Genomic DNA, 22,701 nt, shown 5'->3' with positions numbered 1-22,701 from the left:
CGAAGTCGCGCCGCCCCTTAAGCGCAGTGTCCGTGTGACTTTCCCTCCCCGGCACTGCCGGTGCGCCGCGGCGTCCGGATTATCCACATGGCCGACGCCGGCAGTTCCAGGCCGCATCAGCGTTCCGTAGCGTCGGGATCACCGAAAATTCCGGAACGGACAGCTAGGCCAACCGAAATGAACAGGAGGAATGGAAATGAGCGGCAGCATCACCGCAGCAGATGCCAATGCGTGTGGCTCACGGAGCTTCGAAGTGCAGCAACTGGCCTGGCGGGTTGCTGACTTCGCGAACAGCCTCGACGCCTCGATGATCAGGTTCCGGCGCGTGCAGATGGCGGAGTGGCAGTCGCCCGCCGGGCAGGCGTACCGCACCGCCGTTTCGTTGCAGGCGGCCGCGCTGGGTCGCGCAAGGGAGCGGCTGATGGCGGCCTCCGAAGCCGTACTCCGCCACTCACAGCAGGTCCCGGTCTCCTCCCAACGGACCCCCGGAGGCGGTTTCTGATGGCCGAGGCCACGCCCTCCGGAAGCGGCGGACCGCTGGCTCCGCTGGAGCCGGCAACGGACGGGGACATGCGGATCCGCGGCGGCGTCGGCGGCATCCGTTTCCAGCTGGAGGAGCTCATCGCAGGTGCGGCTGAACTGGACGGCCTGGCCGACGAGCTCGCCGCGGTTGAGATCGGTGTCCGGCGGATCTGGGAAGAGCTTTGTCCATACCAGTACGAACCGCGGCCCAGCGGCACCGCGGCACTCATCGCTGTCGGTGAGGGCGGCCAGTCGGTCCGCGCCGTCAGGGAAGAGCTGCAGCACCTCAGCAGCCAGGTCCGGGCGAGCCGCCGCGACTACGAAGAAGCGGAGGCGCGTGCGGCAACAGGAGTCCCCCAGCCCGAGGACGGCTGGGCCTTCCTGCCCCTGCTGTTCGTGGATCTGACCCAATCCAACTTCCTGAGCCGGGACGCCGCCGAGGCCTTGGCGCCTCCCTTGTCACTCGGATTGGCGTTGGGCATTGCCCCCAAGGAACTGTCACTTGCCTTGGCGGCCGAAATGGCCGCGGGCCGGGAATTTTCCGCCATCGGCCCGTTGATCCGCCGGCTTGCGGAGGGCTCCTTTCCCATGCTGAAACCCCGGCCGGTCACCGCCGTCGAGGAACTCACGCGCGACGTCGCCGTGGACACCTCGCCCGCCGGCCTCCTCGCCAGGCTCCGTGAGCTGGATGCCGACGGCCACGGAAGGATTGAGGTCGTCCAGGTTGAGAACGGCGGCCGCAGGGCGTTCGTTGTCATCATTCCAGGCACCCAGCCCGGCGAGCCGCCCGGGGGCAGCAACCCGCTGGATGAGGCGGGGATTGCAGAGGCGCTGGGGTACGGCTCGGAACACGTGACTGCGGCCGTGCTGTCGGCGTTGCACCAGGCCGGTGCCGTTAAGGGGGACCAGGTTGTGGCTGTGGGCTACAGCCAGGGCGGCGCGCACGCCATGAACCTCAGCAGCGACAGGGCGTTGCTGGCCGAATTCGACCTCAAGTACGTTCTGACGGCAGGATCACCGGTCGGCGGAATCACGCCGCAGCCAGGAATCACGTCGCTCCACCTGGAACACCGCCAGGACTGGGTCCCCGGCAGCGACGGGACACCCAATCCGGACACCCGGGACAGGGTCACGGTCACGCTGACCGGCAGGGCGGTCACTCCGCCGGGTGAGGACCCCGGGCTCGGACCCGGCCACAAACTTGCCAACTACGAGGCAGGGGCCAAGGCAGCTTCCGCGAGTGAAAATCCCTCCCTGGCAGCAAACACGGCGGTCCTGGCCGGTGTCCTGGGTGCGGGTGGTACAGGCACCGCCACCCGCTTCGCGCTCAACCGTGAACCCCTGGCTACGCCCGCCAGCAAGCCGGGTCCGCCGCCTTCGGGCGCGGCCAAATGGGTTGCACGCTAGCCGGTTTAGCGCCGGACTCCGGTGATCTTGCCTGCCACGAGGGAAACCACAGTGATGATGATGGCTGCCAGCACGGCAGTCCAGAAGAACGAGTCGATGGTGAAGTGGACAGGGGTGTAACTGCTCAGCCAGGACGTCAGGTACAGCATGGCCGCGTTGATAACGATGGTAAAAAGCCCCAGCGTCAGGATGGTGATCGGCAGGGACAGCAGGCTCACGACGGGCCGTACCAGTGCGTTGACCAAGCCGAAGATCAGGCCGATAAAGAGGTAGGCAAGGACCACGCCCAGCGGGTCGGTTCCCTGCGTGACGCCGCCCTGGGCCACTGCTTCCGTCGTCGCGGTGGTGGAGATGTCCAAGCCGGGCAGGATCCAGCTCGCAATCCAGAGAGCCAAGCCGTTAATGAGAACACGCACGATGAAAGAAAACATGGCCCCATGCTTTCATACAGCGGAGGAAACCGGCAGGGACGGAGAAGTAGGCTAGTTGGCATGACTTCACCAGAGAACACCGCGGGGGGAATCAGGCCCCGCCCGGTGGTGGACAGGCTTCCCCGTTACGCCGCCGGCAAGCCTCCCGCCGCCGTGGAGGGCCTCGAGAGCTACAAACTCTCCTCCAACGAGAACCCGCTTCCGCCCATCCCTGCAGTGTTGCAGGCCATCGCGGACCAGACGGACTTCAACCGCTACCCGGATCCCCTCAGCAGCAAGCTCCGCGGCGCGCTTGCGGACTTCCTGAACGTTCCGGCCGAGGACATCGTCACCGGCGCAGGAAGCCTCGGCGCCCTCAACCAGCTGTTGGTGACCTTCGCCGGCCAGAACGACGACGGCAAAGCCGACGAAGTCATCTACGCCTGGCGGTCCTTTGAGGCGTACCCCATCTGCGTCGGGCTTGCCGGGGCAGAGAGCGTCAGGATCCCGCTGACCGCCGACGGCCGCCACGATCTGGATGCCATGGCAGCCGCCGTGACGGCGCGAACCAAAGTCATCCTTCTGTGCACACCCAACAACCCCACCGGTCCCATCCTGGAAAAGGGCGAATCCGAACGGTTCATTCGCCAGGTCCCGTCGGACGTCGTCATTGTCATCGACGAGGCCTACCAGGAGTTCGTGCGGGCCCAGGACGCCGTGGACGGCATCGAGATGTACCGCAAATACCCCAATGTGGTGGTCCTGCGGACCTTCTCCAAGGCGCACGGGCTGGCTGGCCTGCGCGTGGGGTACAGCGTCTCCAACCCGGACCTCACACAGCATCTCCGCGTGTCCGCCACGCCGTTCGCCGTATCCCAGATCGCCGAGCGGGCGGCCATCACATCGCTGCAAAACTTCAGCCAGGTTGTAGAAAGGGTACAAAGCCTGGTGGACGAACGCGACCGTGTCACGGCCGGACTGCGCAGCCTCGGCTGGTTCGTACCGGACGCCCAGGGCAACTTCGTGTGGCTCGATCTGGGTGAAAACAGTGCGGAGTTCGCAGCACTGGCGGGAGAGCAGGCGTTGTCCGTCCGGGCTTTCGGCAACGAGGGCGTGCGGGTGAGCATCGGCGAGGTGGAAGCGAACACCCGCTTCCTCGAACTCTGTGCGAACTATACAAAGCCGCCACGGCGTTCCTAGCGCTTAACATAACGCCCGGGCTCCGCCTACTGCGGATAAAGTAAGGGACAGTAAGCCAAAATATATGCCGGACGGGGAATGTATTCCCGATCCGGCATATATCCCAGCGATATTGCGATGCACTTAGTGCGGCAAGCGAGGAGACGGTATGGGCGCCACACATCTGCCCGCTACCGAGTTCGACGGAACCGGGGTAGACGACCAGCTCGAGGCGGAAGCCGAGGCCGTTCTGGGTGAGCCTGCAGCACCCATGGTCCAGCTCCTGGGGCCCGACGGCACTTTGGGCGAGGACTCGGTGTTTTCCGAATACGCCAACCGCCTCGACGCCGAAAAGCTGCGGGGATTCTACGCGGACATGGCAGCCATCCGGCGCTTCGACCAGGAAGCCACCGCGCTGCAGCGGCAGGGCCAGTTGGCGCTCTGGGTGCCGCTCACCGGCCAGGAAGCCGCCCAGATCGGTTCAGGCCGGGCCAGCCAGCCGCAGGACTACATTTTCCCCACCTACCGTGAACACGGCGTCGCCCTCACCCGCAACGTTGACCTGGCCGAGCTGCTCCGCCAGTTCCGCGGAGTGTCCAACGGGGGCTGGAACCCCAAGGACACGAACTTCCACCTGTACACCCTGGTCCTGGCCGCCCAGACACTCCACGCGGTGGGCTACGCCATGGGCATCCAGCGGGACCAGCAGCTCGCAGCGTCGTCGGATCCCGCGGGCACGGAACCTCCCGCCGCGGTCATCGCGTACTACGGGGACGGTGCCAGCTCCGAGGGTGATGTGCACGAATCCATGGTTTTCGCGTCCTCCTACAAGGCGCCGGTGGTCTTCTTCTGCCAGAACAACCACTGGGCCATCTCGGTGCCCAGCACCGTGCAGACCCGCATTCCGTTGTCGAACCGCGCCAAGGGCTACGGCTTCCCGGGCATCCGCGTGGACGGCAACGACGTCATCGCCGTGCACGCCGTGACGGAGTGGGCGCTGGACCATGCCCGGCAGGGGAACGGTCCGGTGCTCATCGAGGCCTTCACCTACCGTGTGGGTGCCCACACCACGGCAGACGATCCCACGAAATACCGCCAGTCCGCCGAGGAGGATGCCTGGCGGGCCAAGGATCCGCTGGCCAGGCTGGAAAAGTACCTGCGTTCGGCGGGGCTTGCCGACGACGACTACTTTGCCAAGGTCAAGGCCGACGGCGACGAACTTGCCGCCTATGTCAGGCGCACCACGCACGACCTCGAAACGCCGGACATCCGGTCCGCGTTCGCCAACACGTACGTGGAGCCGCACCCGCTCGTGGCGGAGGAACTGGCCTGGTTTGAGCAGTACAGCGCGGGATTTGACGACGGTGCCGGTTCCGACGCGGCAGCAGGAGAGGCGGCCAACTGATGACCACCATGACCATTGCCAAGGCCATCAACGAAGGCCTCCGCGCCGCCTTGACCAACAACCCCAAGTCGCTGCTGATGGGCGAGGACATCGGCCCGCTCGGCGGCGTTTACCGCGTCACCGACGGGCTGATCGCTGAGTTCGGGCCCGACCGCGTTGTGGACACCCCGCTGGCTGAATCCGGCATCATCGGCACGGCGATCGGACTGGCCCTGCGCGGCTACAGCCCCGTCTGCGAAATCCAGTTCGACGGCTTCGTTTTTCCCGGGTTCAACCAGATCACCACGCAGCTGGCCAAGATGCATGCCCGCAGCAACGGCAACCTCACGGTTCCCGTTGTCATCCGCATTCCGTACGGCGGAGGAATCGGTTCGGTGGAGCACCACTCCGAATCCCCCGAGGCGCTGTTCGCGCACACCGCGGGGCTGCGCATCATCACCCCGTCCAACCCGCACGACGCCTACTGGATGATCCAGCAGGCCGTGGAATGCCAGGACCCGATCATCGTCTTCGAACCCAAGCGGCGCTACTGGCTCAAGGGCGACGTGGACGTCGAGGCGCCGGGGCGCGCGGAGGATCCTTTTAGGGCACACGTTCTGCGGGACGGTACAGACGCCACGGTGGTCGCCTACGGTCCGCTTGTTCCGGTGGCGCTGGCAGCTGCCAATGCCGCGGCCGAGGACGGCCACAGCGTGGAGGTCATCGATCTGCGGTCCATCTCGCCGATCGACTTCGACACCGTCACCCAGTCCGTCCAGAAGACCGGCCGCCTGATTGTTGCCCACGAGGCACCCACGTTCGGCGGCATCGGCGGGGAAATCGCGGCCCGGATCAGCGAGCGGGCGTTCCTGTCCCTCGAGGCCCCGGTGATCCGTGTGGGGGGCTTCCACATGCCCTACCCCGTGGCCAAGGTGGAAGAGGACTACCTACCGGACATCGACCGCATCCTGGAGGCGCTCGACCGCGCCCTCGCCTACTGACGACTGCCTACTGATGACGCCTTCCAAACCGAGGACCCCATGACTGTGAACAAGTTCAACCTCCCCGACGTGGGCGAGGGACTCACCGAGGCCGAGATCGTTTCCTGGAACGTCAAGCCCGGTGACACCGTCGCGATCAACGACATCCTGTGCGAGATCGAAACGGCCAAGTCCCTCGTGGAGCTGCCGTCGCCGTTTGCCGGCACGGTCACGGAGCTTCTCGTGCCGGTGGGCGTAACTGTCGACGTCGGCACGCCGATCATCAGCGTGAGCGACGCCGTTTCCGGTGACCCCACGCCGGCGGATGTCCCTGCTCCTGCAGTGCCGGCGGCCCCGGTCGCTGTCGCACCCCCCGCTGACGCACCAATGTACGGAATCCTTCCAGAGGACGACGTCGAGGCGCCAGCAGCTGCCGGCAGTGCCGCCGGCCCCCTGGTGGGATCCGGTCCCAAGGCCGACGCCGTCAAGCGCCGCCCGCGCAAGGCCTCGCCGGCCGCCGTCGTAACACCCGTGTCAGCACCAGCGCCGTCGCCGGTGGCCGCGCCCGTCCCGGTGGCCGAACCGGTCGAGGCCCAGGGCATCTGGATCAACTCCGGTGCGCCATCCGCCGCCGATGCTGCGGCAGCCGCCGAAGAAGGCGCTGCGCGCCCGACCCTCGGCGGCACCATCAGCGGCCTCGTGAACCGGGTCCTCGCGAAGCCTCCTGTGCGCAAAATCGCCCGGGACCTCGGGATCGATCTGGCCGACGTCGTGGCCACCGGCGCACGCGGCGAGGTCACCCGCGAGGACCTGGTGAGCTACCAGTCCCAGCGCGACGCCGAAGTGGACAAGGCGGACACCTTCTGGGGCAAGTCCGGACGGCCGCAGGACCAGCGCATCGAGCGGATTCCCGTCAAGGGCGTCCGCAAAGCCACGGCCAAGGCCATGGTGGAGTCCGCGTTCGCCGCCCCGCACGTCAGCATCTTCGTGGACGTCGACGCCAGCCGCACCATGGAGTTCGTCAAGCGGCTCAAGGTATCGCGTGACTTCGAGGGCATCAAGGTCTCCCCGCTGCTGATCCTGGCCAAAGCCGTGATCTGGGCGGCCGCCCGGAACCCCAGCGTCAACGCCACGTGGGTGGACAACGCCGACGGCACCGATACCGCGGAGATCCATGTCAAGCACTTCATGAACCTGGGCATCGCGGCGGCCACCCCCCGCGGCCTGATGGTTCCGAACATCAAGAACGCCCAGGACCTTTCGCTCAAGGAACTGGCGCTGGCACTCAATGACCTTGCCACGACGGCCCGGGCCGGGAAGACCCAGCCTGCCCAGATGCAGGGCGGCACCCTTACCGTCACCAATATCGGAGCCCTGGGCATCGACACCGGTACTCCGATCATCAACCCCGGCGAAGTGGCCATCGTGGCCTTCGGCACCATCAAGCAGAAGCCCTGGGTCCTGGACGGCGAAGTCATTCCCCGCTGGATCACTACCCTAGGCGGCTCGTTCGACCACCGCGTGGTGGACGGAGACCTCTCGGCACGCTTTATGGCCGACGTCGCCGCCATCCTCGAGGAGCCGGCCCTCCTGCTGGATTAGCGCCACCTGGGCAAGGACCTTCCGGATTGGGACGGCCAAGCAAAAAAGGAACCCAGCCGCTGGAATTCAGCGGCTGGGTTCCTTTTTGCGTTTAGTTGAGGAAGCTAGTCTGCGGGAGCGGCCTAGTAGGCGGGGTACGTCGCGAGCAGCTGTGCCAGTGCAGGGTCAGACGACATGCCGCTGAGGCCCACAGCCGCTGCGATCATCGCACCGGAAAAACCGGTCAGGCAGGCCGTCACCACCGCGAAGAACTTCCAGTCATCGCGCATGACGCTTCGGACGGTCTCCGGCAGGTTCAGGCCGGGCGTGATGAGGTTGGGGGCGCTGTCCGTGGACCCGTCGTCGAGGAACGCGATCACCCGGTCATTGGCGCGGTCCACACGCATGGTGCTGATGTGGTTGCCGTGGCGGGCAAGAAGGATGTCGTGGCCTACGAGCTGGCGCCGCTGAAGCGTAAGCATAATGTTCCCCTGAAGTCGTCGGTACTGGATGTCCGCTTCATCGAGTACCCCTCAATTTTACCGGCGAAAACCGCGCCATTCCGCCGAAAACGGGGTGAGGCTGCCCACCCGGGGGCGTGATGCCGGTCAAGCCGGGGGGCACCAAATGCTTGACATGCCGAACTAGAGTTGCAGCAGCTGCCGCCGTCAATTGCCGCCAGCTGCTGGAGCGGATCAAAGGAGATGTTGCGTGTTTTCGAGCCCCTTCCCGGACGTGGTCATCCCGGACCAAAGCATTTACCAGTACCTTTTTGACGGCCTCAACGAAGCGGACCTGGACCGGACCGCCGTCGTGGACGGGGTCAGCGGGGCGGAGACCACCTACCGCCAGTTGGTTGCGCAGATCGACGCCGTGGCGGGTGCGGTGTCAGCGCTCGGACTGGGGCCGCACGGGGTTGCCGCGATGCTGTGCCCCAACATTCCCGCGTTCGCTGCGGTCTTCCACGGACTGCTCCGGGCCGGCGCCGCCATCACCACCGTCAACTCGCTCTACACCGCCGATGAGCTGACACTTCAGCTCCAGGACGCCGGGGCCACCTGGCTGTTCACCGTCTCGGCACTGCTCCCGGGCGCCGAGGAAGCCGCCGACCGTGCCGGAATCCCGGCAGACCGGCTGGTGGTGCTCGACGGCGCCGCGGGGCACCTGTCGCTCAAGGACCTGCTCACCGCCGGCGTGCCGGCCCCGAGCCTTTCCTTTGACCCGGCAACCCACGTGGCGGTGCTGCCGTACTCGTCCGGGACCACAGGGCGGCCGAAAGGCGTGAAGCTGAGCCACCGGAACCTCGTGGCCAACGTGGAACAGTCCCGCGGGCTGCTGAACGTGCGGCCCCAGGACCGGCTGCTCGCCCTGCTGCCGTTTTTTCACATCTACGGCCTGACCGTCCTGCTGAATATTGCCCTGCGGGAACGGGCCTGCCTGGTCACCATGCCCAGGTTCGAGCTCGCCGAGTTCCTGCGGATGATCCAGGACCACAAGTGCACCTACCTGTTCATCGCCCCGCCGGTGGCCGTGGCATTGACCAAGCACCCGCTCGTTGCCGAGTACGATCTCAGCTCGGTCCACACCACACTGTCCGGCGCTGCGCCTCTGGACGGTGAACTCGGTGCTGCCCTCGCCGAACGGCTGCAATGCCGTGTGCTGCAGGGGTACGGAATGACGGAGATGAGCCCGGTGTCGCACCTGATCCCGGCGGACGCCACGGACGTGCCGGTGAGCTCGGTGGGCTTCACGGTGCCCAACATGGAATGCCGCCTGGTGGACCTTGCCACCGGCGAGGACCTCGAAATTCCGGCGGAGGGCACCAGCGCGCCCGGCCATCTGCTGTGCCGGGGACCGAACGTTATGCTTGGTTACCTCAACCGCCCGGAGGAAACGGCGGACACGCTGGATGCAGAGGGCTTCCTGCACACTGGCGACATTGCGACGGTCCGGGCCGACGGTGTGGTGACGATTGTGGACCGGCTCAAGGAACTCATCAAATACAAGGGTTACCAGATCGCCCCGGCGGAACTCGAAGCATTGCTGCTGACGCACCCCGGCATTGCGGACGCCGCGGTGATCGGAACGCCCGACGCCGACGGCCAGGAAGTGCCTCTGGCCTTCGTTGTGCGGCAGCCGGGAGAGCATGGTCAGGCTCTCGATGAAGCGGCCGTGATAGACTTTGTGGCCGCCAAAGTGGCGCCCTTCAAAAAGGTCCGCCGGGTGGAGTTCATCGAGGCCGTGCCTAAGTCCTCCTCCGGGAAAATCCTGCGCAGGCTTCTATGGAATGGCTAGGGCGTATCTCCCCTAGGCTCTGCGTCAGCCGGGGGTGAGGACGCAGAACTCGTTGCCCTCCGGGTCGGCGAGGCACACCCATGGCACATCGCCCTGGCCGACGTCGGCGTCAGTGGCGCCCAGGGCCCGCAGCCGGGCCACCTCCGCCGCTTGATCATCACCGGGGTACGGCATCAGGTCGAGATGGACACGGTTCCACACGGTCTCCACGCCGGACGTGCGAAGTAATTCTAGATACGGTCCGACACCCTTGCCCGAACGCAGCCTCGCATGATCGTCGTTCACCTCGTGCAAGGTCCAGTCCGTAGCCTCGCTCCAGAACCGGGCCATGGCCCGCGGATCCGCGCAGTTGACCACCACCGTGGCGATCGGCCCGGTATCCCGGTAGATCTCCCGAGGCTCCAGTACACAGAACACATTGCCCTCCGGGTCGGCCAGGACCGTCCACGGCACATCACCCTGGCCCACATCCGCGGGCGTCGCACCGAGCTCCAACAGGCGCGCCACCAGCTCCGCCTGATGGGCCGCAGAACTGGTGGCGAGATCGAGGTGCGTGCGGTACCTCACCGTCTCGGGGTCCGGGACGGTGACGACGTCGACGCACACGGCGGTGGGGTCCGGCCAGGCGAAGCCCAAAGGTTCAACATTGGTCACCCCGGGTCCCTCGCTGGACACACCCCAGCCGAGCGCCTCCGCCCAAAACCGGCCGAGGGCCGAGTCATTCCGAGCCTTGAAATTCACCTGAACAAGTCGCAGCGCCATACCGCCAGACCCTATACCCGGGTTAAACCCGGGTATAGGAGGCACGCCCTAGTCGGCGACGTCCGTCTTGGCGATGTAGACATCGCACGGGGCGTTGTGCGCCACGCTGTTGGCAACGCTGCCCAGGACCCGGCCGAGCCCGCGCATACGGCGGTTGCCCACCACGATCATTTGGGCGTCGAAACGCTCGGCTTCCTTGATGAGGGCTTCCGCCGGCTTGCCCCGGGCCGAGGAATATGTGACCTTTAGGCCTTCCGAACGCAGCCGCGATGCAACGTCCTTGGCCACTTTCTCGGCTTCCCCGGCATCGGAGACAATCCAGCGGTCACTTCCGCTCCCGTAGACCTCTGTGCGGTCACTGTCGAATGCAGTGACCACGTGGAGGGTCGCCCCGAGGGATATGGCCAGGCCCTGCGCTGTTTCCGCGGCCCGCATTGCAGTCTCGCTGCCGTCAACGCCGACAACAATAATTCCGGTCATGCTTCTGCTCCTTAGGGATCGGCCAGCCTTGTAAAAGTTCGCCTTGTGAAACCAGCCTAGTGAAATATGCCCAGCGCCATGCAGCAATGACTCAGGCTACAGGGCGGCAATGGCGTCCCGCAGTACCGGAGCGAGTCGCCGTACTCCCTCGGCGATGGCTTCGGGGGGAACGGCGCTGAAGGCGAGGCGCAGCTTGTTGGACGGTTCGTCCGAATGCGTAAACGCCGCTCCCGGGATGAACACCACGCCCGCGTCGATTGCCTTCCGCAGCAGCGGATACGTGTCCACGCCCTCGGGCAGAGTCACCCAGACGAAGAAACCGCCCTCGGGCCGGGTCCAAGTCAGCCCCTCCGGCATGTACTCCTCCAGGGCGGCGAGCATAGCCTGGCAGCGCCGGGCGTAAAGCCCGCGGTACGTTTCGATCTGCCCTTTCCAGTCGTAGTCCCGCAGGTAGGCCGAAACCAGCATCTGGTTCAGGGTGGACGGGCACAGGGTCACGGCTTCGGAGGCCAGGTAGTAGCGGCGCTGAAGGTGTGCCGGCACCAGGGCCCAGCCGATCCTCAGGCCCGGGGCGAAGATCTTCGAAAAGGAGCCCATGTAGATGACGTCGTCGGGGTTGGCTGCACGCAGCGGAGCCAGTGGTTTGCCGTCAAAGCGCAGCAGCCCGTAGGGGTTGTCCTCCAGGACCAGAATATTCGCCTTCCGGCATATATTGACGATTTCCTGCCGCCGGTCCTCGGCCATGGTGATGCCGGAGGGGTTGTTGAAGTTGGGGATGGTGTACAGGAACTTGATGTTCTTGCCGGCAGTCTGCAGGGCAGCGATCCGGGCTTCCAGGAGGTCGGGAACCAAGCCGTGCTCATCCATGGGAACCGGGGCCACCTCCACCTGGTAGGCCTCGAACGTGTTGAGGGCACCCACATAGGTGGGGTCCTCCACCAGCACCACGTCGCCTGGATCGCAGAACACCTTGGTGGCCACGTCCTGGGCTGACTGGGAACCGGCGGTGATCACAACATTCCGGGGATCCGCATCGAGGATTCCCTCTGCCGCCATCACCTCGCAGATCTGGGTGCGGAGTTCTTCAGTGCCCTGGCCGCTGCCGTACTGGAGTGCCGTCATGCCCTGTTCGGCGATGATCTTCGCGGCCGTCTGGCCAAGCCGTTCCAGGGGCAGGGACTGCAGATAGGGGCTGCCGCCGGCCAGCGAAACGAGGCCCGGGCGCAGCGAGATGTCAAAGACGTCGCGGACTGCGGACTGCTTGATGTTGGCTGCGCGCTCCGAGAAAAGTTCATCGTGGCGGTGGGCGGACGTTGCCGCGCGTTCGATTGCGTCAATTGCTTCGGCCGGCAGGACATCTGCCGCGGCATCAAGTGTTTCGTGGGTCACACTCACAGGATACAGCTACATGTTGTCAATCAGGCAACGTTTGTTCACGGGAATGTAGGGCGCGCCGCACCGGCTCGGATGGCAATTGCTTTACCTTGGGCGGCGGAGGGCATGGAATAGACCCATGACTACGCACAGCCACCTCGGACCCCTGGCCGCGGCCTTCCACGCACTCCACGCGGACGCGGCGCCGCTAGTCCTGGTGAACGTCTGGGATGTGGCGTCGGCCCGGCTCGTTGAGGAGGCGGGGGCGGCCGCGCTGGCGACGTCCAGTTCGGCCCTGTCGTGGAGCCTCGGCTTTCCGGACGGAAATCACCTGCCACGGGAACTCGCCATGGCTGCCCTTAGCCGGATCGCTGCATCCACGCCACTCCCTGTGACGGCGGACATTGAGACCGGTTATGCGAACGTCGACGGCGCGTTTGATGACGGGGAGCTTCGCGAAACCGTCCGCCGGGTCCTGGCCGCCGGCGCGGTCGGCGTGAATTTCGAGGACTCCGGCGAGGAGCCGCTAACGGGTGTCGAAGAACAGGCCCGCCGCATCGCCGTCGTCCGCCGCACGGCGGAGGAAGCTGGTGTTGACCTGTTCATCAACGCGCGCACCGACACCTACCTGTCCGGCGGTTTTCCGGATACCGCTTTTGCGGAAACCGTCCGCCGCGCGGACGCGTACCTGGCCGCGGGGGCTGATGGAATATTCGTCCCCGGGGTGCTGGACCTGCACGTGCTCCACGACCTGTCCCGCCGGATTGCCGCGCCCCTAAATGCGCTGGCCGGACTGGGCGCGCCATCCGTGGGGGAGCTGCACGACGCCGGCGTCCGCCGGGTCAGCATCGGCGGCAACACTGCGAAGGCTGCCTATGCCACAGTGTCCCGGGTGGCCGAAGACGTGCTCGGTGACGGCAACTGGTCCGAACTGGCCGGCGCCCGCAGCCACGCGGCAATGGACGAACTGTTCCGGCGGGACTGAATTGTTAGGGTCGGCCCGCGAGTTGGCCTGCGGGGCAGGCCGCCCCGTCCTACCGCAGGCTCAGGACGTCTGCCAGCCGCCGCCCGTCCACGTAGATCTCTGCCCGCGACGCTCCGACGGCGGAGACGGCCGTGTGCGTGAGCTGGGCTTCCAGGCGGGGGATGTCGCAGATGCCCCCCGGCCGGACCGTGCCGGTCAGGTTCACCACCACGGTGGTGCCGTCGAAGTAGGCGGACACGTACTCCAGGTCTGAGCTGTCCAGGGAGTTGTACAGCCCGGCCGGGGCGACGCTGCCCAGCAGGATCGCGAGGGAGGTCCGGAGGGGTTCGGCCGCCGCAGCGGGGCTGTGGAAGACGGCCACCAGGCTGTCGTTGCAGCCGAACCGCACTCCGGTACTGCCGCCGTCGTCCAGTGCCACGAAGTACACAGGCGTACCGCCGGGCAGCTCGCCGGGCAGTGCCGCGTGACCGCCCGCGGCCGTTGCCTCCGGCGCCGTGAGGGCTCCCGAGCCGGAGCCGCCTGAGGCCGCGCTGCCTGAAGCCGTTGCGCCGGGCAGCAGGTTTCCGCTGGCGGAACCGTCAACGGTCGCAGCGCCCCCGCCGTTGGCGCCGGCCTGGGGCGCGATGCTGCCGCCCGTCCGGGGACTCGGCGCCGGGCTGGAAGCGGCGGACTCCGGGGGCGTGACCTCGACGGCGATGGTGGCGGGAACAGGCGCCGGCAGCGGCTCGGGAGCCGGAGTGCCGGCTGCCCGGACCGCTGAGCTTTCCGATGACGATGCTGACGGTAGTGAGCACGATCCGAGCCACAGCGGAATCATACAAGCGGCCACAGCCGCAGCTGCCCGGGTCCCAGGCGTGAACATCATGAACGCACCGCACTTCCAGCTCTCGCACGTCCCCGTCTCCACGTTACGGCGGTGCGTCTGCATGCGGAATATGTGCAGAGTGACGGTTTTGCGTCAGCTCCATCACGGAACGGTGACGCACAACGCCCCCGGCAGCTGCCGGGGGCGTTTTACGCGGACTGGAGTGGCATCCCCGATGGATGCCGGTCCTTCAATGAGGGGGTTAGCCGGTGAATCAGGCCGCTTCGGCGGCAGTCCTGGCATTGGCCAGGGCGTCGAAGACTCCCTTGATCTGCTCGACAACTTCGGCGTCGTCCTTGGGGTGGACTTCGGCGAAACGGACCATCGAGCCGGGAACCGCCAGCTTGGCGTCCTCAAGGACAACGGCGCCGGCGATGCCTGCGGCCTTGCGGGCTTCGTCCTGCGCCCAGACGCCGCCGTACTGGCCGAAAGCGGTGCCGACCACGGCGGTGGGCTTGCCGCTGAGGGCGCCGGCGCCGAACGGGCGGGACAGCCAGTCGATGGCGTTCTTGAGCGCGGCCGGTACGGTTCCGTTGTGCTCGGGCGTGACCAGAAGCAGGGCGTCCGCGTCATTGGCGGCGGCGCGGAGGGCTGCGGCGGCGGCCGGAACCTGGCCTTCGACGTCGATGTCCTCGTTGTAGAACGGGATATTGCCCAGGCTTTCGTGGATAACAACCTCAACCTGCTCGGGCGCATTCAGCTGAATGGCTTCGGCGAGCTTCTGGTTGGTGGATTCGGCACGCAGGCTGCCGACCAGCGTAAGTACGGTGCTCTTGGACATATGAACTCCTAGTGTCTGGCCGCGGGAGGTCCGCCGGCTGGTTGATTGTGGAGGCTTGGTGGAACCTTCACTCTGCTAAACGGACTACGGTCCGAATAATATTCCCACCCGACCGGAATCTATTTGTGTGACGCTCATCCCAAACCGCCCTTCTTCCGCCGCTGGATTAGACTCAAGGGCGGTCGCTTATGCGGCAGCGGTTCATGATCACTGGGGAAGGGTCTGTGTCCGAAGGGACTGCATCGCGCCGACAAGTTCCCCGCCTAGCCCACGGAGTCCACGTGCCCCACCCCTTGGAGACAGCCGACCGCCATGCAGCTTCTGCGGCTCAAAGCCGGCCAAACCCGATGAGGAACCGCAGGGGCCTTGGCGTCTGCCTCGGGCTGATCATGATGGCAGCGTTCCTGCTGCTGGCGCAGGCGCAGCCCTTCCACGGATGGTGGCTCCTGGCGCTGACGGGTCTGCTGGCGATAGCAGTGCCGACATCCCGCGGATTGTCCCAGCGGATAGTCGTCCTGGGCTGCCTGTTCTTTGGAGCCGTTCCCTTGCTGTGGTGGATTCCCGTCCCCGCGAATTTCCCGGGATGGGGGCAGTTGCTTCTCGGAGGCCTGATATCCGGGCTTGCGATGTGGGTCGCCGGGTCCCAAAACCGCAAAGCCGCGGCGGCCGCCCTCGTCCCGTCGGTCGGCAAGGCAGACTTCCTGATAGTGGTTGCCGCAGCCCTCGGGGCCGCAGCGCTGATGCCATACTTTCTCGTCTTCACGGGTCCCCAGGCGCTGGGGCTCCTGCTGGCCAGCTGGGACAACTCTTCACATTTCAGTATGTTCAACATGCTCCGAAGCCACGGCACCGTCATCCCGATGGCCGGCCTCTCGGACAGCGGCCATCCCTGGAGCTTCATTGAGTATCCGCAAGGATTCCATGCGGCACTCGCAACGATGGCCGACCTTGCCGTCGGGCATGCACCCGGGCACCTGGGTATCGAGCTGGTCAGCTACAGCCGGCTGAGTTCCCTCGCTGCCGTCGGTGCAACAGTGATGGTGACGGCCGGACTCACATCGCTGCCGTGGATCAGGGAACGGCCACTGATGTGCACGCCCTTCGTCGTCCTGGCCATCACGGCGTGGTCATTCGGCACCGCTTCCATCGCCACGCTGCATGCTTTCCAAAACTTCCTCGTTGGTGTTGCGTTGCTGGCGTGCCTGATGATCGCCGTGTCCTTCGCGGATTCCCTGGCCCGGCCCGTGGTGTTCGCCACCGCAGCCGCCGCGATTGTCGGGATGGCCAACACGTGGGCACTGCTGCTGCTTCTGGTGGTACCGCTGGCCGTATTTGCTGCCTTCCCGTGGTCGCGGCAGCGGCAGCGGTGGCAGGGGACAAGGAACGGGTGGCTGTGGAACGGCGCGACGGCGGCGGTCGCCTTCCTGGGCCTGGTCCTTGTTGGCCTGCAAATTTCCCGAATCGAGACCGGGACCGTCGTGACGGCCATAGGCCGGGTCCCGAGTTCCACCCACGGCGTGGAAATTGCCACGTTCCTTGTCGCGTTGGCGGCGTCAATATTGCTGGTTCACGGAAATTTCAAGCAATTCCTCGCCGGGCAGGGAAAGCTGCCTGCCGCGGCCAGGCTCATTGTTATCCCCGTTGTCGGCCTGGCAGTCGTAATTGGCGTCGGGGCTTACCAGATCATCAGCGTGGGGAAAGTCAACTACTACTCGCTCAAGCTGGCACTGGCGGTGGAGCTCATCCTGCCCATAATTGCCTGCATTGCCGTGACGGCCCTGGTGGGGCGGTGGCTTGCATCGCAAAGGTATGGCCGTCCCAAGGGGCTCGCGGTCATGTCGACCCTTGCAGCCCTGGCGTCGACGCAGGTCTTTGGGCTTACCGTCCAGGACACAAAACCGCTCGGCATGGATCCAATGACGCCGTACCAGCAAGGAATGTCCACGATAGAGGCACACACCAGCAGGAACGCTGAGGCCGCCGCGGAGCTCTTCCATGACGCAGAGTCCCATTCGGCGGACCGGGGGGATGCCATGTACATCATTAATTCCGAGCAGATTGATCCGCTGCTGGCAGCCACGTGGTATCTGTCGCTGACCGGCACGCTCAACCAGAATACGAACCGACTGGTGGAGGAACTGCGGCCGCTCCACGAGGGGTATGGCGGGAATCTCGCTAAAGCCACGGAAAATGTCCTGGCAGCGGACCCGGAGGTTTCCGTGGTTCTTGATTCAACGCTCCGCGACTTCCTCAAATCCGAAGGGCTGCCCGACAATCTGCTCGCACGAACAATCAGCGCGGACTGAATTGACGGACTGAATTGACGGGCGGATTTGCGGGACGCCATTGGGACGTTCACCCCTGCTATTCGGACTGCAGCCCGGACAATAGCCCGGGGCTAGAATACTTCGTGTGAGCCTCATCCCAATCCGCTCCGGATCGCCACTAGGCGGGGAAGCGGAACGCAGCGACGCAGCCCGTAATCGGGAGCTGCTGCTCAAGGCTGCCCGCGAGCTCATTGAGGAGTGCGGGGCGGATGGACTCACCATGGACCGGCTGGCCGAACGTGCCGGGGTGGGCAAAGGCACTGTCTTCCGGCGGTTCGGCTCCCGGGCCGGGCTCATGATGACGCTGCTCAGCGACTCCGAGGCCGCCTTCCAGGGCCGGTTCATGTTCGGCCCCCCGCCCCTTGGCCCCGGGGCGCCTCCGCTGGATCGGCTGGTGGCCTTCGGCGCCGAGCGCATCGCGTATGTCCTGGAGTTCGGGGAACTGGCCCGCGCTGCCGACTCGTCCGCCTACAATCGCTTTGATGTGCCGGCCGCTGTGCTCTGGCACCGCCACATCGAGATGCTCCTGCGGGCCGCCGGCGTGACCGCCGATCCGTGGCTTATGGCGATGTCGCTAAGTTCCACCCTGGACCCCGAGCGGCTGCTCCACGCAGTGCGGGTGCATCACGTGGCTCCGGAGCGGCTCGCGGAGTCCTGGCGCGAACTCGTCACCCGCGTGGTCAGCTGTCCCGGCGGCAGCCCCCGCCCGGCGTCGGATGGTTCAGCGGGCGGAGGATAATCCATGGGACGGGGCCCGGCCAGACAAATCAATCCTACGGATTTGTTCATAACGATCTGGTACAGGCCTCCCGTGTTTACGCGTTCCGGCAGGTGGGAGGGCTGGCCGTATGTGGTAGTTTCCTCTGGAATGTGACCCGCAACATAGTCTACAAAGGCAAGCCCCCAGGGGTGTGCGGGGCGGCCAGACACCCGCTGGCCCATGATCCCGGATCGGCGGCGGAACCCCTGCCGGATGGGGGACGACGGAAGGATCGACTGCTGTGAACGTTGAACTGACACCGGCCCGGACGGGCACCTCCGAAGCGCCACCGGCACTGCGCGGCGCGGAACTGGCAACGGCGATTCAGAGCTAGGCAGACATGTTTCGGTACCTCGCCAAACGGGCAGCCACCTACCTGCTGATGATCTTCCTGACCACGACGGCGGGGTACTTCCTGGCTGTCAGCACCCTGCAGCCCGCGCTGTTGGAACAGGAACGCATTCCACGGCCGACTCCCGAGCAGGTGACCAACTCCTTCCGGCTCAAGGGCCTGGACCCGACGCTCACCCCGTGGGAACGCTACATTGACTGGCTTACGTCGGTCGTCACGCGCTGGGACTGGGGACGAAGCCCCAACGGCGCCTTTATCAATGCGGAGTTCGGTGACCGGGTGTGGATCTCCACCCGGCTGTTCCTGGCCTCCATCGTGCTCACCCTCATCATCGGGGTCGCGCTGGGCGTCTACACGGCCGCGCGACAGTACAAGTTCCAGGACCGAGTCATTACGTCCTACAGCTATCTCGTGTACATCGTGCCCGCGCCGATCGCCTACTTCCTGGTCCAGCTCGGCGCCATCAACATCAACGAGACGGTCGGCGAACGAATTCTGTTCGTCACCGGCATATCCACTCCGGGGCTGGAGGGCAATGGCTGGGTCCAGTTCGTCGACATGCTGGCCCACTACGCCGTGCCGACGTTCGCCATCACCATCGTGGGCTGGGGCACGTACCAGATCGCCCAGCGCCAATACCTGCTGGACAACGTCAACGCCGACTTCGTCCGTACGGCCCGGGCCAAGGGCCTCACCCGGAACCAGGCCATCACCCGCCACGCCCTGCGGGTCTCATTTATCCCGGTGGCGCAAAGCATCGCGTTCACCATTCCCGCCATCTTCGCCGGCGGCTTCTTTGCCGAAAAGATCTTCGCCTGGCACGGCGTGGGCTCCTGGTCCATCGACGCCATCGCCCTGCAGGATGTGAACGCGGCCACCGCCACCCTGGCCTACGGCTCGGTGATCTTCGCGATCGGTGCCATCCTCGCGGACTTTGCCACCACCCTTGTCGACCCGAGAGTGCGGGTGCAGTAACCATGACCAACCTGAATGCGATCGACCCCGCCGCAGTCGCGGAGGAAGCAAAGATCGAGAACGACGACGTCGTGATCGCCAAGTCCGCGATCATCCTGCGGCGTTTCCTCCGGAACAAGACAGCCGTGGCCGGCCTGGCCATTTTTCTCGCCCTGACGGTCTTTTCCTTCGTGGGGGGCTATCTCACCCCGTGGGACAAGGAAACCATCGACCCCTTCAACATCGGGATGCCGCCGTCCGCGGATCACCTGCTGGGGACCTCGCAGGCCGGCATCGACCTCTATGCCCTCACAGTGGAGGGCACGCGGATCTCGATCCTCATTGGCCTGGTGGTCGGACTGGCCTCAGTACTGATCGCCGCCATCTATGGCTGCACCATGGCCTACTTCGGCGGCAAAGTGGACAAGGTCATGCTGTTCATCCTCGAAGCATTGATCATGATGCCGGCACTGCTGGTGGTGGCCGTGGCCACCAGCGGCGGGGGTAACGGCCTGCAGGAAAACCTCCCCAGCTGGCTGCTGCTGATCATCGTCCTGCTGGTCTTCAGCTGGATGGGCACGGCCCGCTTGATCCGTTCCCTTTCGATGTCGCTCATGCAGCGGGACTTCGTCAAAGCAGCCCAGTACATGGGTATCCCCGCCCGCCGGATCGTCTGGCGGCACCTGGTCCCCAACATCGGCTCCCTGCTGGTCCTGGACATCACCCGTGGTGTCACCGGCGCCATCCTGGCAGAGGTCGCTTTCTCCTTCATCGGCATCGGCATCAAGGTGCCTGACGTCAGCCTGGGCGTGCTGATCGGGCAGGCTACGTCGCAGGTCGCCACCTTTCCCTGGATGTTCTGGGTTCCGCTGGTGGTCATGTTCCTCCTGACGGGGTCGCTGGCCATGATGAACGACGGCCTGCGCGACGCGTTCGACCCCAGCTCCGGCTCTATTGGCAGCGCCAACAGGAGCAAGACACAGAAGACCGCGAAGAAGAACAGCAAATGAGCAGCGAAACCACCGCCAGCACAGAGCGCACCGCCGATTCCGTGGCAGAGCGCCTGCACATCGCCGGGCTGCCCGCCCCGGGTTATGCCCCGGCGGATGCCGTCCTTTCAGTCCGGGACCTGAATGTCCGGTTCAACTCGGAAAACGGCGTGGTCCACGCGGTCCGGGGCGTTGGCTTCGACCTCCTGCCCGGCAAGACGCTGGGCATCGTCGGCGAGTCCGGTTCGGGGAAGTCCGTGACGTCCCTGGCCATCATGGGCCTGCTGCCCCCTACGGCCGAGATCACCGGCTCCGTGCGGTTGAACGGCAAGGAACTGCTGCGCCTCAGCGACAAGGCCATGTGCAAGTACCGCGGCAACGACATCGCCATGGTCTTCCAGGATCCGCTCTCTTCCCTGACCCCGGTGTATACGGTGGGCCACCAGATCATCGAAGCACTCACGGTCCACCACCCGAAGATGAGCAAACAGGCTACCGAAGCCCGCGCCGTCGAACTTCTTCGCATGGTCGGCATTCCCAGCCCGAAGGATCGCCTGAAGGCGTTCCCGCACGAATTCTCCGGCGGCATGCGCCAGCGGGTCATGATCGCCATCGCGATCGCCAACAACCCGCGCGTGCTCATCGCGGATGAGCCGACGACGGCACTGGACGTCACCATCCAGGCGCAGGTGCTGGAGGTGCTCCACACCGCGCAGGAGGAGACCGGCGCCGCCGTCGTGATGATCACGCACGATCTCGGTGTGGTGGCCGGCATGGCCGACGACATCATGGTGATGTACGCCGGAAAGCCGGTGGAGACCGGCAGCGTTGACGACATCTACTACAACCCGCGGATGCCCTACACCATGGGCCTGCTGGGTGCAGTGCCCCGCGTGGACATCTCGGAGAAGATCTCGCTGGTGCCTATCGAAGGCATTCCGCCGAACCTCGTCCACAAGCCAACGGGATGTTCCTTCGCACCCCGGTGCCCCCTCGTCAGCGACGCCTGCCTGCAGGGTGAACCGGAGCTGTGGCCGGTCGGTGGTCCGCGGGGCGGAGCGAACGGGCTGCCCGCCAGCGGGACGCACCAGGCTGCGTGCATCAAGACCGATTCCCTTGGCGCCGAAGTGGACGTCCACGAGATCTTCCACGCCCCCGCCGTTCCGGTCTCCCGTTTCGACGCTGTTCCCCGGCTTGAACGCAAGACGGTCCTGGAGCTGAAGGACGTCCGCAAGCACTTTCCGCTGCTGAAAGGCGCGCTCATCAAGCGCCGTATCGGCACGGTGAAGGCAGTGGACGGGCTGAGCTTCGACATCCGCGAGGGCGAGTGCTTCTCGATCGTTGGCGAATCCGGTTGCGGCAAGACCACCACGCTGCTGGAAATCATGGAATTCCACAAGGACCAGGACGGCGAGGTAACCATTGGCGGGCTGAGCAACAAGGCAGCCTCCGATGCCAGGACCAAGAACGCCATGCGCAAGGAGCTCCAGATGGTGTTCCAGGACCCCACCGGCGCGCTTGATCCGCGATTCACGGTTTATGAAGTCCTGGCGGAGCCCCTGGAGAACCAGGGCATGGACAAACCGGCCATCAGGAAACGGATCATGGAGCTGATGAAGCTCGTGGGCCTGCAGCCGGACCACGTTAACCGCTTCCCCAACCAGTTCTCCGGCGGCCAGCGGCAGCGGATCGGCATTGCCCGCGCCCTCGCCGTCAACCCCAAGCTGGTGGTCCTCGACGAGCCCGTGTCCGCGCTGGACGTCTCCGTTCAGGCAGGCGTGATCAACCTCCTGGACAAGCTCCGCGCCGAACTCGGCCTGAGCTACCTCATGGTTGCCCACGACCTGTCCGTCGTGCGGCACATCTCGAACCGCGTGGCTGTGATGTACCTGGGCAAGATCGTGGAAATCGGCGACGTGGACAGCGTCTTCGACAACCCGCGCCACCCCTATACACGGGCGCTCCTGTCCGCGATTCCGGTGCCGGATCCGCAGGTTGAACGGACGCGCGAACGCATCATCCTGCAGGGCGACCTCCCGTCGCCGCTGGATGCGCCAAAGGGCTGCAACTTCGCTACCCGTTGCCCCGTGTTCGCCGCGTTGCCTGCAGCGAAGCAGGAAAAATGCCTTACGCTCGAGCCGCCTTTGGAACCGGCCGCCTCTTCGCAAGCGGCCCAGGCCGCGCCGGACCAGCAGTTCGCCTGCTTCTTCCCCGACGGCGAGCTCGACGCGGACATGCTGGTTGTCCACGGAGCCCCATGACTTGCCCGATCCCCAAAAGCACCAAATCTCGCACCAAAAATGAAGGGAAAACC

General features: G+C 65.5%; 20 protein-coding genes. 13 read left to right on the top strand and 7 right to left on the bottom strand.

The window, feature by feature from the left end; all coding sequences use genetic code 11:
- Positions 1 to 196: 196 nt before the first annotated feature.
- On the top strand, positions 197 to 502 hold the full coding sequence (locus tag CXQ91_RS17440) for a hypothetical protein (protein WP_258074073.1): 306 nt from the start codon (positions 197 to 199) through the stop codon (positions 500 to 502).
- Positions 502 to 1,929: a hypothetical protein gene (locus CXQ91_RS17435; protein ID WP_104175161.1), complete on the top strand. Its 1,428-nt coding sequence runs from the start codon at positions 502 to 504 to the stop codon at positions 1,927 to 1,929. The genes CXQ91_RS17440 and CXQ91_RS17435 overlap by 1 nt, the downstream gene beginning before the upstream one ends.
- A gap of 5 nt (positions 1,930 to 1,934) precedes the next feature.
- On the opposite strand, the gene CXQ91_RS17430 is transcribed toward CXQ91_RS17435, so the two are convergent.
- Positions 1,935 to 2,360 carry a phage holin family protein gene (locus CXQ91_RS17430; protein WP_104175160.1) on the bottom strand — a complete coding sequence of 142 codons (426 nt, stop codon included), beginning with the start codon at positions 2,358 to 2,360 and terminating at the stop codon, positions 1,935 to 1,937.
- Between the two features lie 60 nt (positions 2,361 to 2,420).
- On the opposite strand from CXQ91_RS17430, the gene CXQ91_RS17425 reads away from it, so the two are divergent.
- The 4 genes from CXQ91_RS17425 to CXQ91_RS17410 all read left to right on the top strand — a co-directional run bounded on the left by CXQ91_RS17425 (position 2,421) and on the right by CXQ91_RS17410 (position 7,484).
- The gene (locus tag CXQ91_RS17425; RefSeq protein ID WP_181038933.1) at positions 2,421 to 3,539 is read left to right on the top strand and encodes a histidinol-phosphate transaminase; all 1,119 of its coding nucleotides are present in this window, start codon (positions 2,421 to 2,423) and stop codon (positions 3,537 to 3,539) included.
- A 148-nt stretch (positions 3,540 to 3,687) separates the two neighbouring features.
- Positions 3,688 to 4,923 carry a pyruvate dehydrogenase (acetyl-transferring) E1 component subunit alpha gene (gene pdhA / locus CXQ91_RS17420; RefSeq protein ID WP_104175158.1) on the top strand — a complete coding sequence of 412 codons (1,236 nt, stop codon included), beginning with the start codon at positions 3,688 to 3,690 and terminating at the stop codon, positions 4,921 to 4,923.
- Positions 4,923 to 5,903 carry an alpha-ketoacid dehydrogenase subunit beta gene (locus CXQ91_RS17415; protein ID WP_104175157.1) on the top strand — a complete coding sequence of 327 codons (981 nt, stop codon included), beginning with the start codon at positions 4,923 to 4,925 and terminating at the stop codon, positions 5,901 to 5,903. The genes pdhA and CXQ91_RS17415 overlap by 1 nt, the downstream gene beginning before the upstream one ends.
- A 39-nt stretch (positions 5,904 to 5,942) precedes the next feature.
- Positions 5,943 to 7,484 carry a dihydrolipoamide acetyltransferase family protein gene (locus CXQ91_RS17410; protein WP_104175156.1) on the top strand — a complete coding sequence of 514 codons (1,542 nt, stop codon included), beginning with the start codon at positions 5,943 to 5,945 and terminating at the stop codon, positions 7,482 to 7,484.
- A 122-nt stretch (positions 7,485 to 7,606) separates the two neighbouring features.
- Here CXQ91_RS17410 and CXQ91_RS17405 read toward each other — a convergent pair whose 3' ends face one another.
- A complete protein-coding gene (locus tag CXQ91_RS17405) occupies positions 7,607 to 7,945 on the bottom strand; it encodes a hypothetical protein (RefSeq protein ID WP_104175155.1) in 339 nt (112 codons plus the stop codon).
- A 229-nt stretch (positions 7,946 to 8,174) separates the two neighbouring features.
- On the opposite strand from CXQ91_RS17405, the gene CXQ91_RS17400 reads away from it, so the two are divergent.
- On the top strand, positions 8,175 to 9,758 hold the full coding sequence (locus CXQ91_RS17400) for an AMP-binding protein (protein WP_104175154.1): 1,584 nt from the start codon (positions 8,175 to 8,177) through the stop codon (positions 9,756 to 9,758).
- A 24-nt stretch (positions 9,759 to 9,782) separates the two neighbouring features.
- Here the strand turns inward: CXQ91_RS17400 and CXQ91_RS17395 are convergent, their stop codons facing one another.
- The 3 genes from CXQ91_RS17395 to CXQ91_RS17385 form a co-directional block, all read right to left on the bottom strand.
- Positions 9,783 to 10,520 carry a VOC family protein gene (locus tag CXQ91_RS17395; protein WP_104175153.1) on the bottom strand — a complete coding sequence of 246 codons (738 nt, stop codon included), beginning with the start codon at positions 10,518 to 10,520 and terminating at the stop codon, positions 9,783 to 9,785.
- A gap of 48 nt (positions 10,521 to 10,568) precedes the next feature.
- Positions 10,569 to 11,000, bottom strand: coding sequence for a universal stress protein (locus CXQ91_RS17390; protein WP_104175152.1), 432 nt, complete (start codon positions 10,998 to 11,000; stop codon positions 10,569 to 10,571).
- 96 nt (positions 11,001 to 11,096) lie between these two features.
- Complete coding sequence (locus CXQ91_RS17385; protein WP_104175151.1) at positions 11,097 to 12,389, bottom strand: PLP-dependent aminotransferase family protein; 1,293 nt, start codon at positions 12,387 to 12,389, stop codon at positions 11,097 to 11,099.
- A gap of 124 nt (positions 12,390 to 12,513) precedes the next feature.
- Between CXQ91_RS17385 and CXQ91_RS17380 the strand changes: the two genes are divergently transcribed.
- Positions 12,514 to 13,359 (top strand): isocitrate lyase/phosphoenolpyruvate mutase family protein, encoded by an 846-nt coding sequence (locus tag CXQ91_RS17380; RefSeq protein WP_104175150.1) that lies wholly within the window; start codon positions 12,514 to 12,516, stop codon positions 13,357 to 13,359.
- 49 nt (positions 13,360 to 13,408) lie between these two features.
- On the opposite strand, the gene CXQ91_RS25355 is transcribed toward CXQ91_RS17380, so the two are convergent.
- Positions 13,409 to 14,287 (bottom strand): GerMN domain-containing protein, encoded by an 879-nt coding sequence (locus tag CXQ91_RS25355; RefSeq protein WP_258074070.1) that lies wholly within the window; start codon positions 14,285 to 14,287, stop codon positions 13,409 to 13,411.
- A gap of 151 nt (positions 14,288 to 14,438) precedes the next feature.
- Entirely contained in the window at positions 14,439 to 15,005 is a 567-nt protein-coding gene (locus tag CXQ91_RS17370) for an NAD(P)H-dependent oxidoreductase (RefSeq protein ID WP_104175149.1), read from the bottom strand.
- A gap of 347 nt (positions 15,006 to 15,352) precedes the next feature.
- On the opposite strand from CXQ91_RS17370, the gene CXQ91_RS17365 reads away from it, so the two are divergent.
- The 5 genes from CXQ91_RS17365 (at position 15,353) to CXQ91_RS17345 (ending at position 22,648) form a co-directional block, all read left to right on the top strand.
- Positions 15,353 to 17,311, top strand: coding sequence for a hypothetical protein (locus CXQ91_RS17365; protein ID WP_146072374.1), 1,959 nt, complete (start codon positions 15,353 to 15,355; stop codon positions 17,309 to 17,311).
- A gap of 106 nt (positions 17,312 to 17,417) precedes the next feature.
- Positions 17,418 to 18,071 carry a TetR/AcrR family transcriptional regulator gene (locus tag CXQ91_RS17360; protein WP_104175147.1) on the top strand — a complete coding sequence of 218 codons (654 nt, stop codon included), beginning with the start codon at positions 17,418 to 17,420 and terminating at the stop codon, positions 18,069 to 18,071.
- A gap of 361 nt (positions 18,072 to 18,432) precedes the next feature.
- On the top strand, positions 18,433 to 19,419 hold the full coding sequence (locus CXQ91_RS17355; RefSeq protein ID WP_104175146.1) for an ABC transporter permease: 987 nt from the start codon (positions 18,433 to 18,435) through the stop codon (positions 19,417 to 19,419).
- A gap of 2 nt (positions 19,420 to 19,421) precedes the next feature.
- Positions 19,422 to 20,408, top strand: coding sequence for an ABC transporter permease (locus tag CXQ91_RS17350; protein WP_104175145.1), 987 nt, complete (start codon positions 19,422 to 19,424; stop codon positions 20,406 to 20,408).
- A complete protein-coding gene (locus CXQ91_RS17345) occupies positions 20,405 to 22,648 on the top strand; it encodes an ABC transporter ATP-binding protein (RefSeq protein ID WP_104175144.1) in 2,244 nt (747 codons plus the stop codon). The genes CXQ91_RS17350 and CXQ91_RS17345 overlap by 4 nt, the downstream gene beginning before the upstream one ends.
- Positions 22,649 to 22,701: the final 53 nt, after the last annotated feature.

This window comes from Arthrobacter sp. Y81, from assembly GCF_002929335.1.
GTDB lineage: Bacteria > Actinomycetota > Actinomycetes > Actinomycetales > Micrococcaceae > Arthrobacter.
The sequence above is the reverse complement of the archived record's forward strand: the minus strand, read 5'-3'. Positions and strand labels throughout refer to the sequence as shown.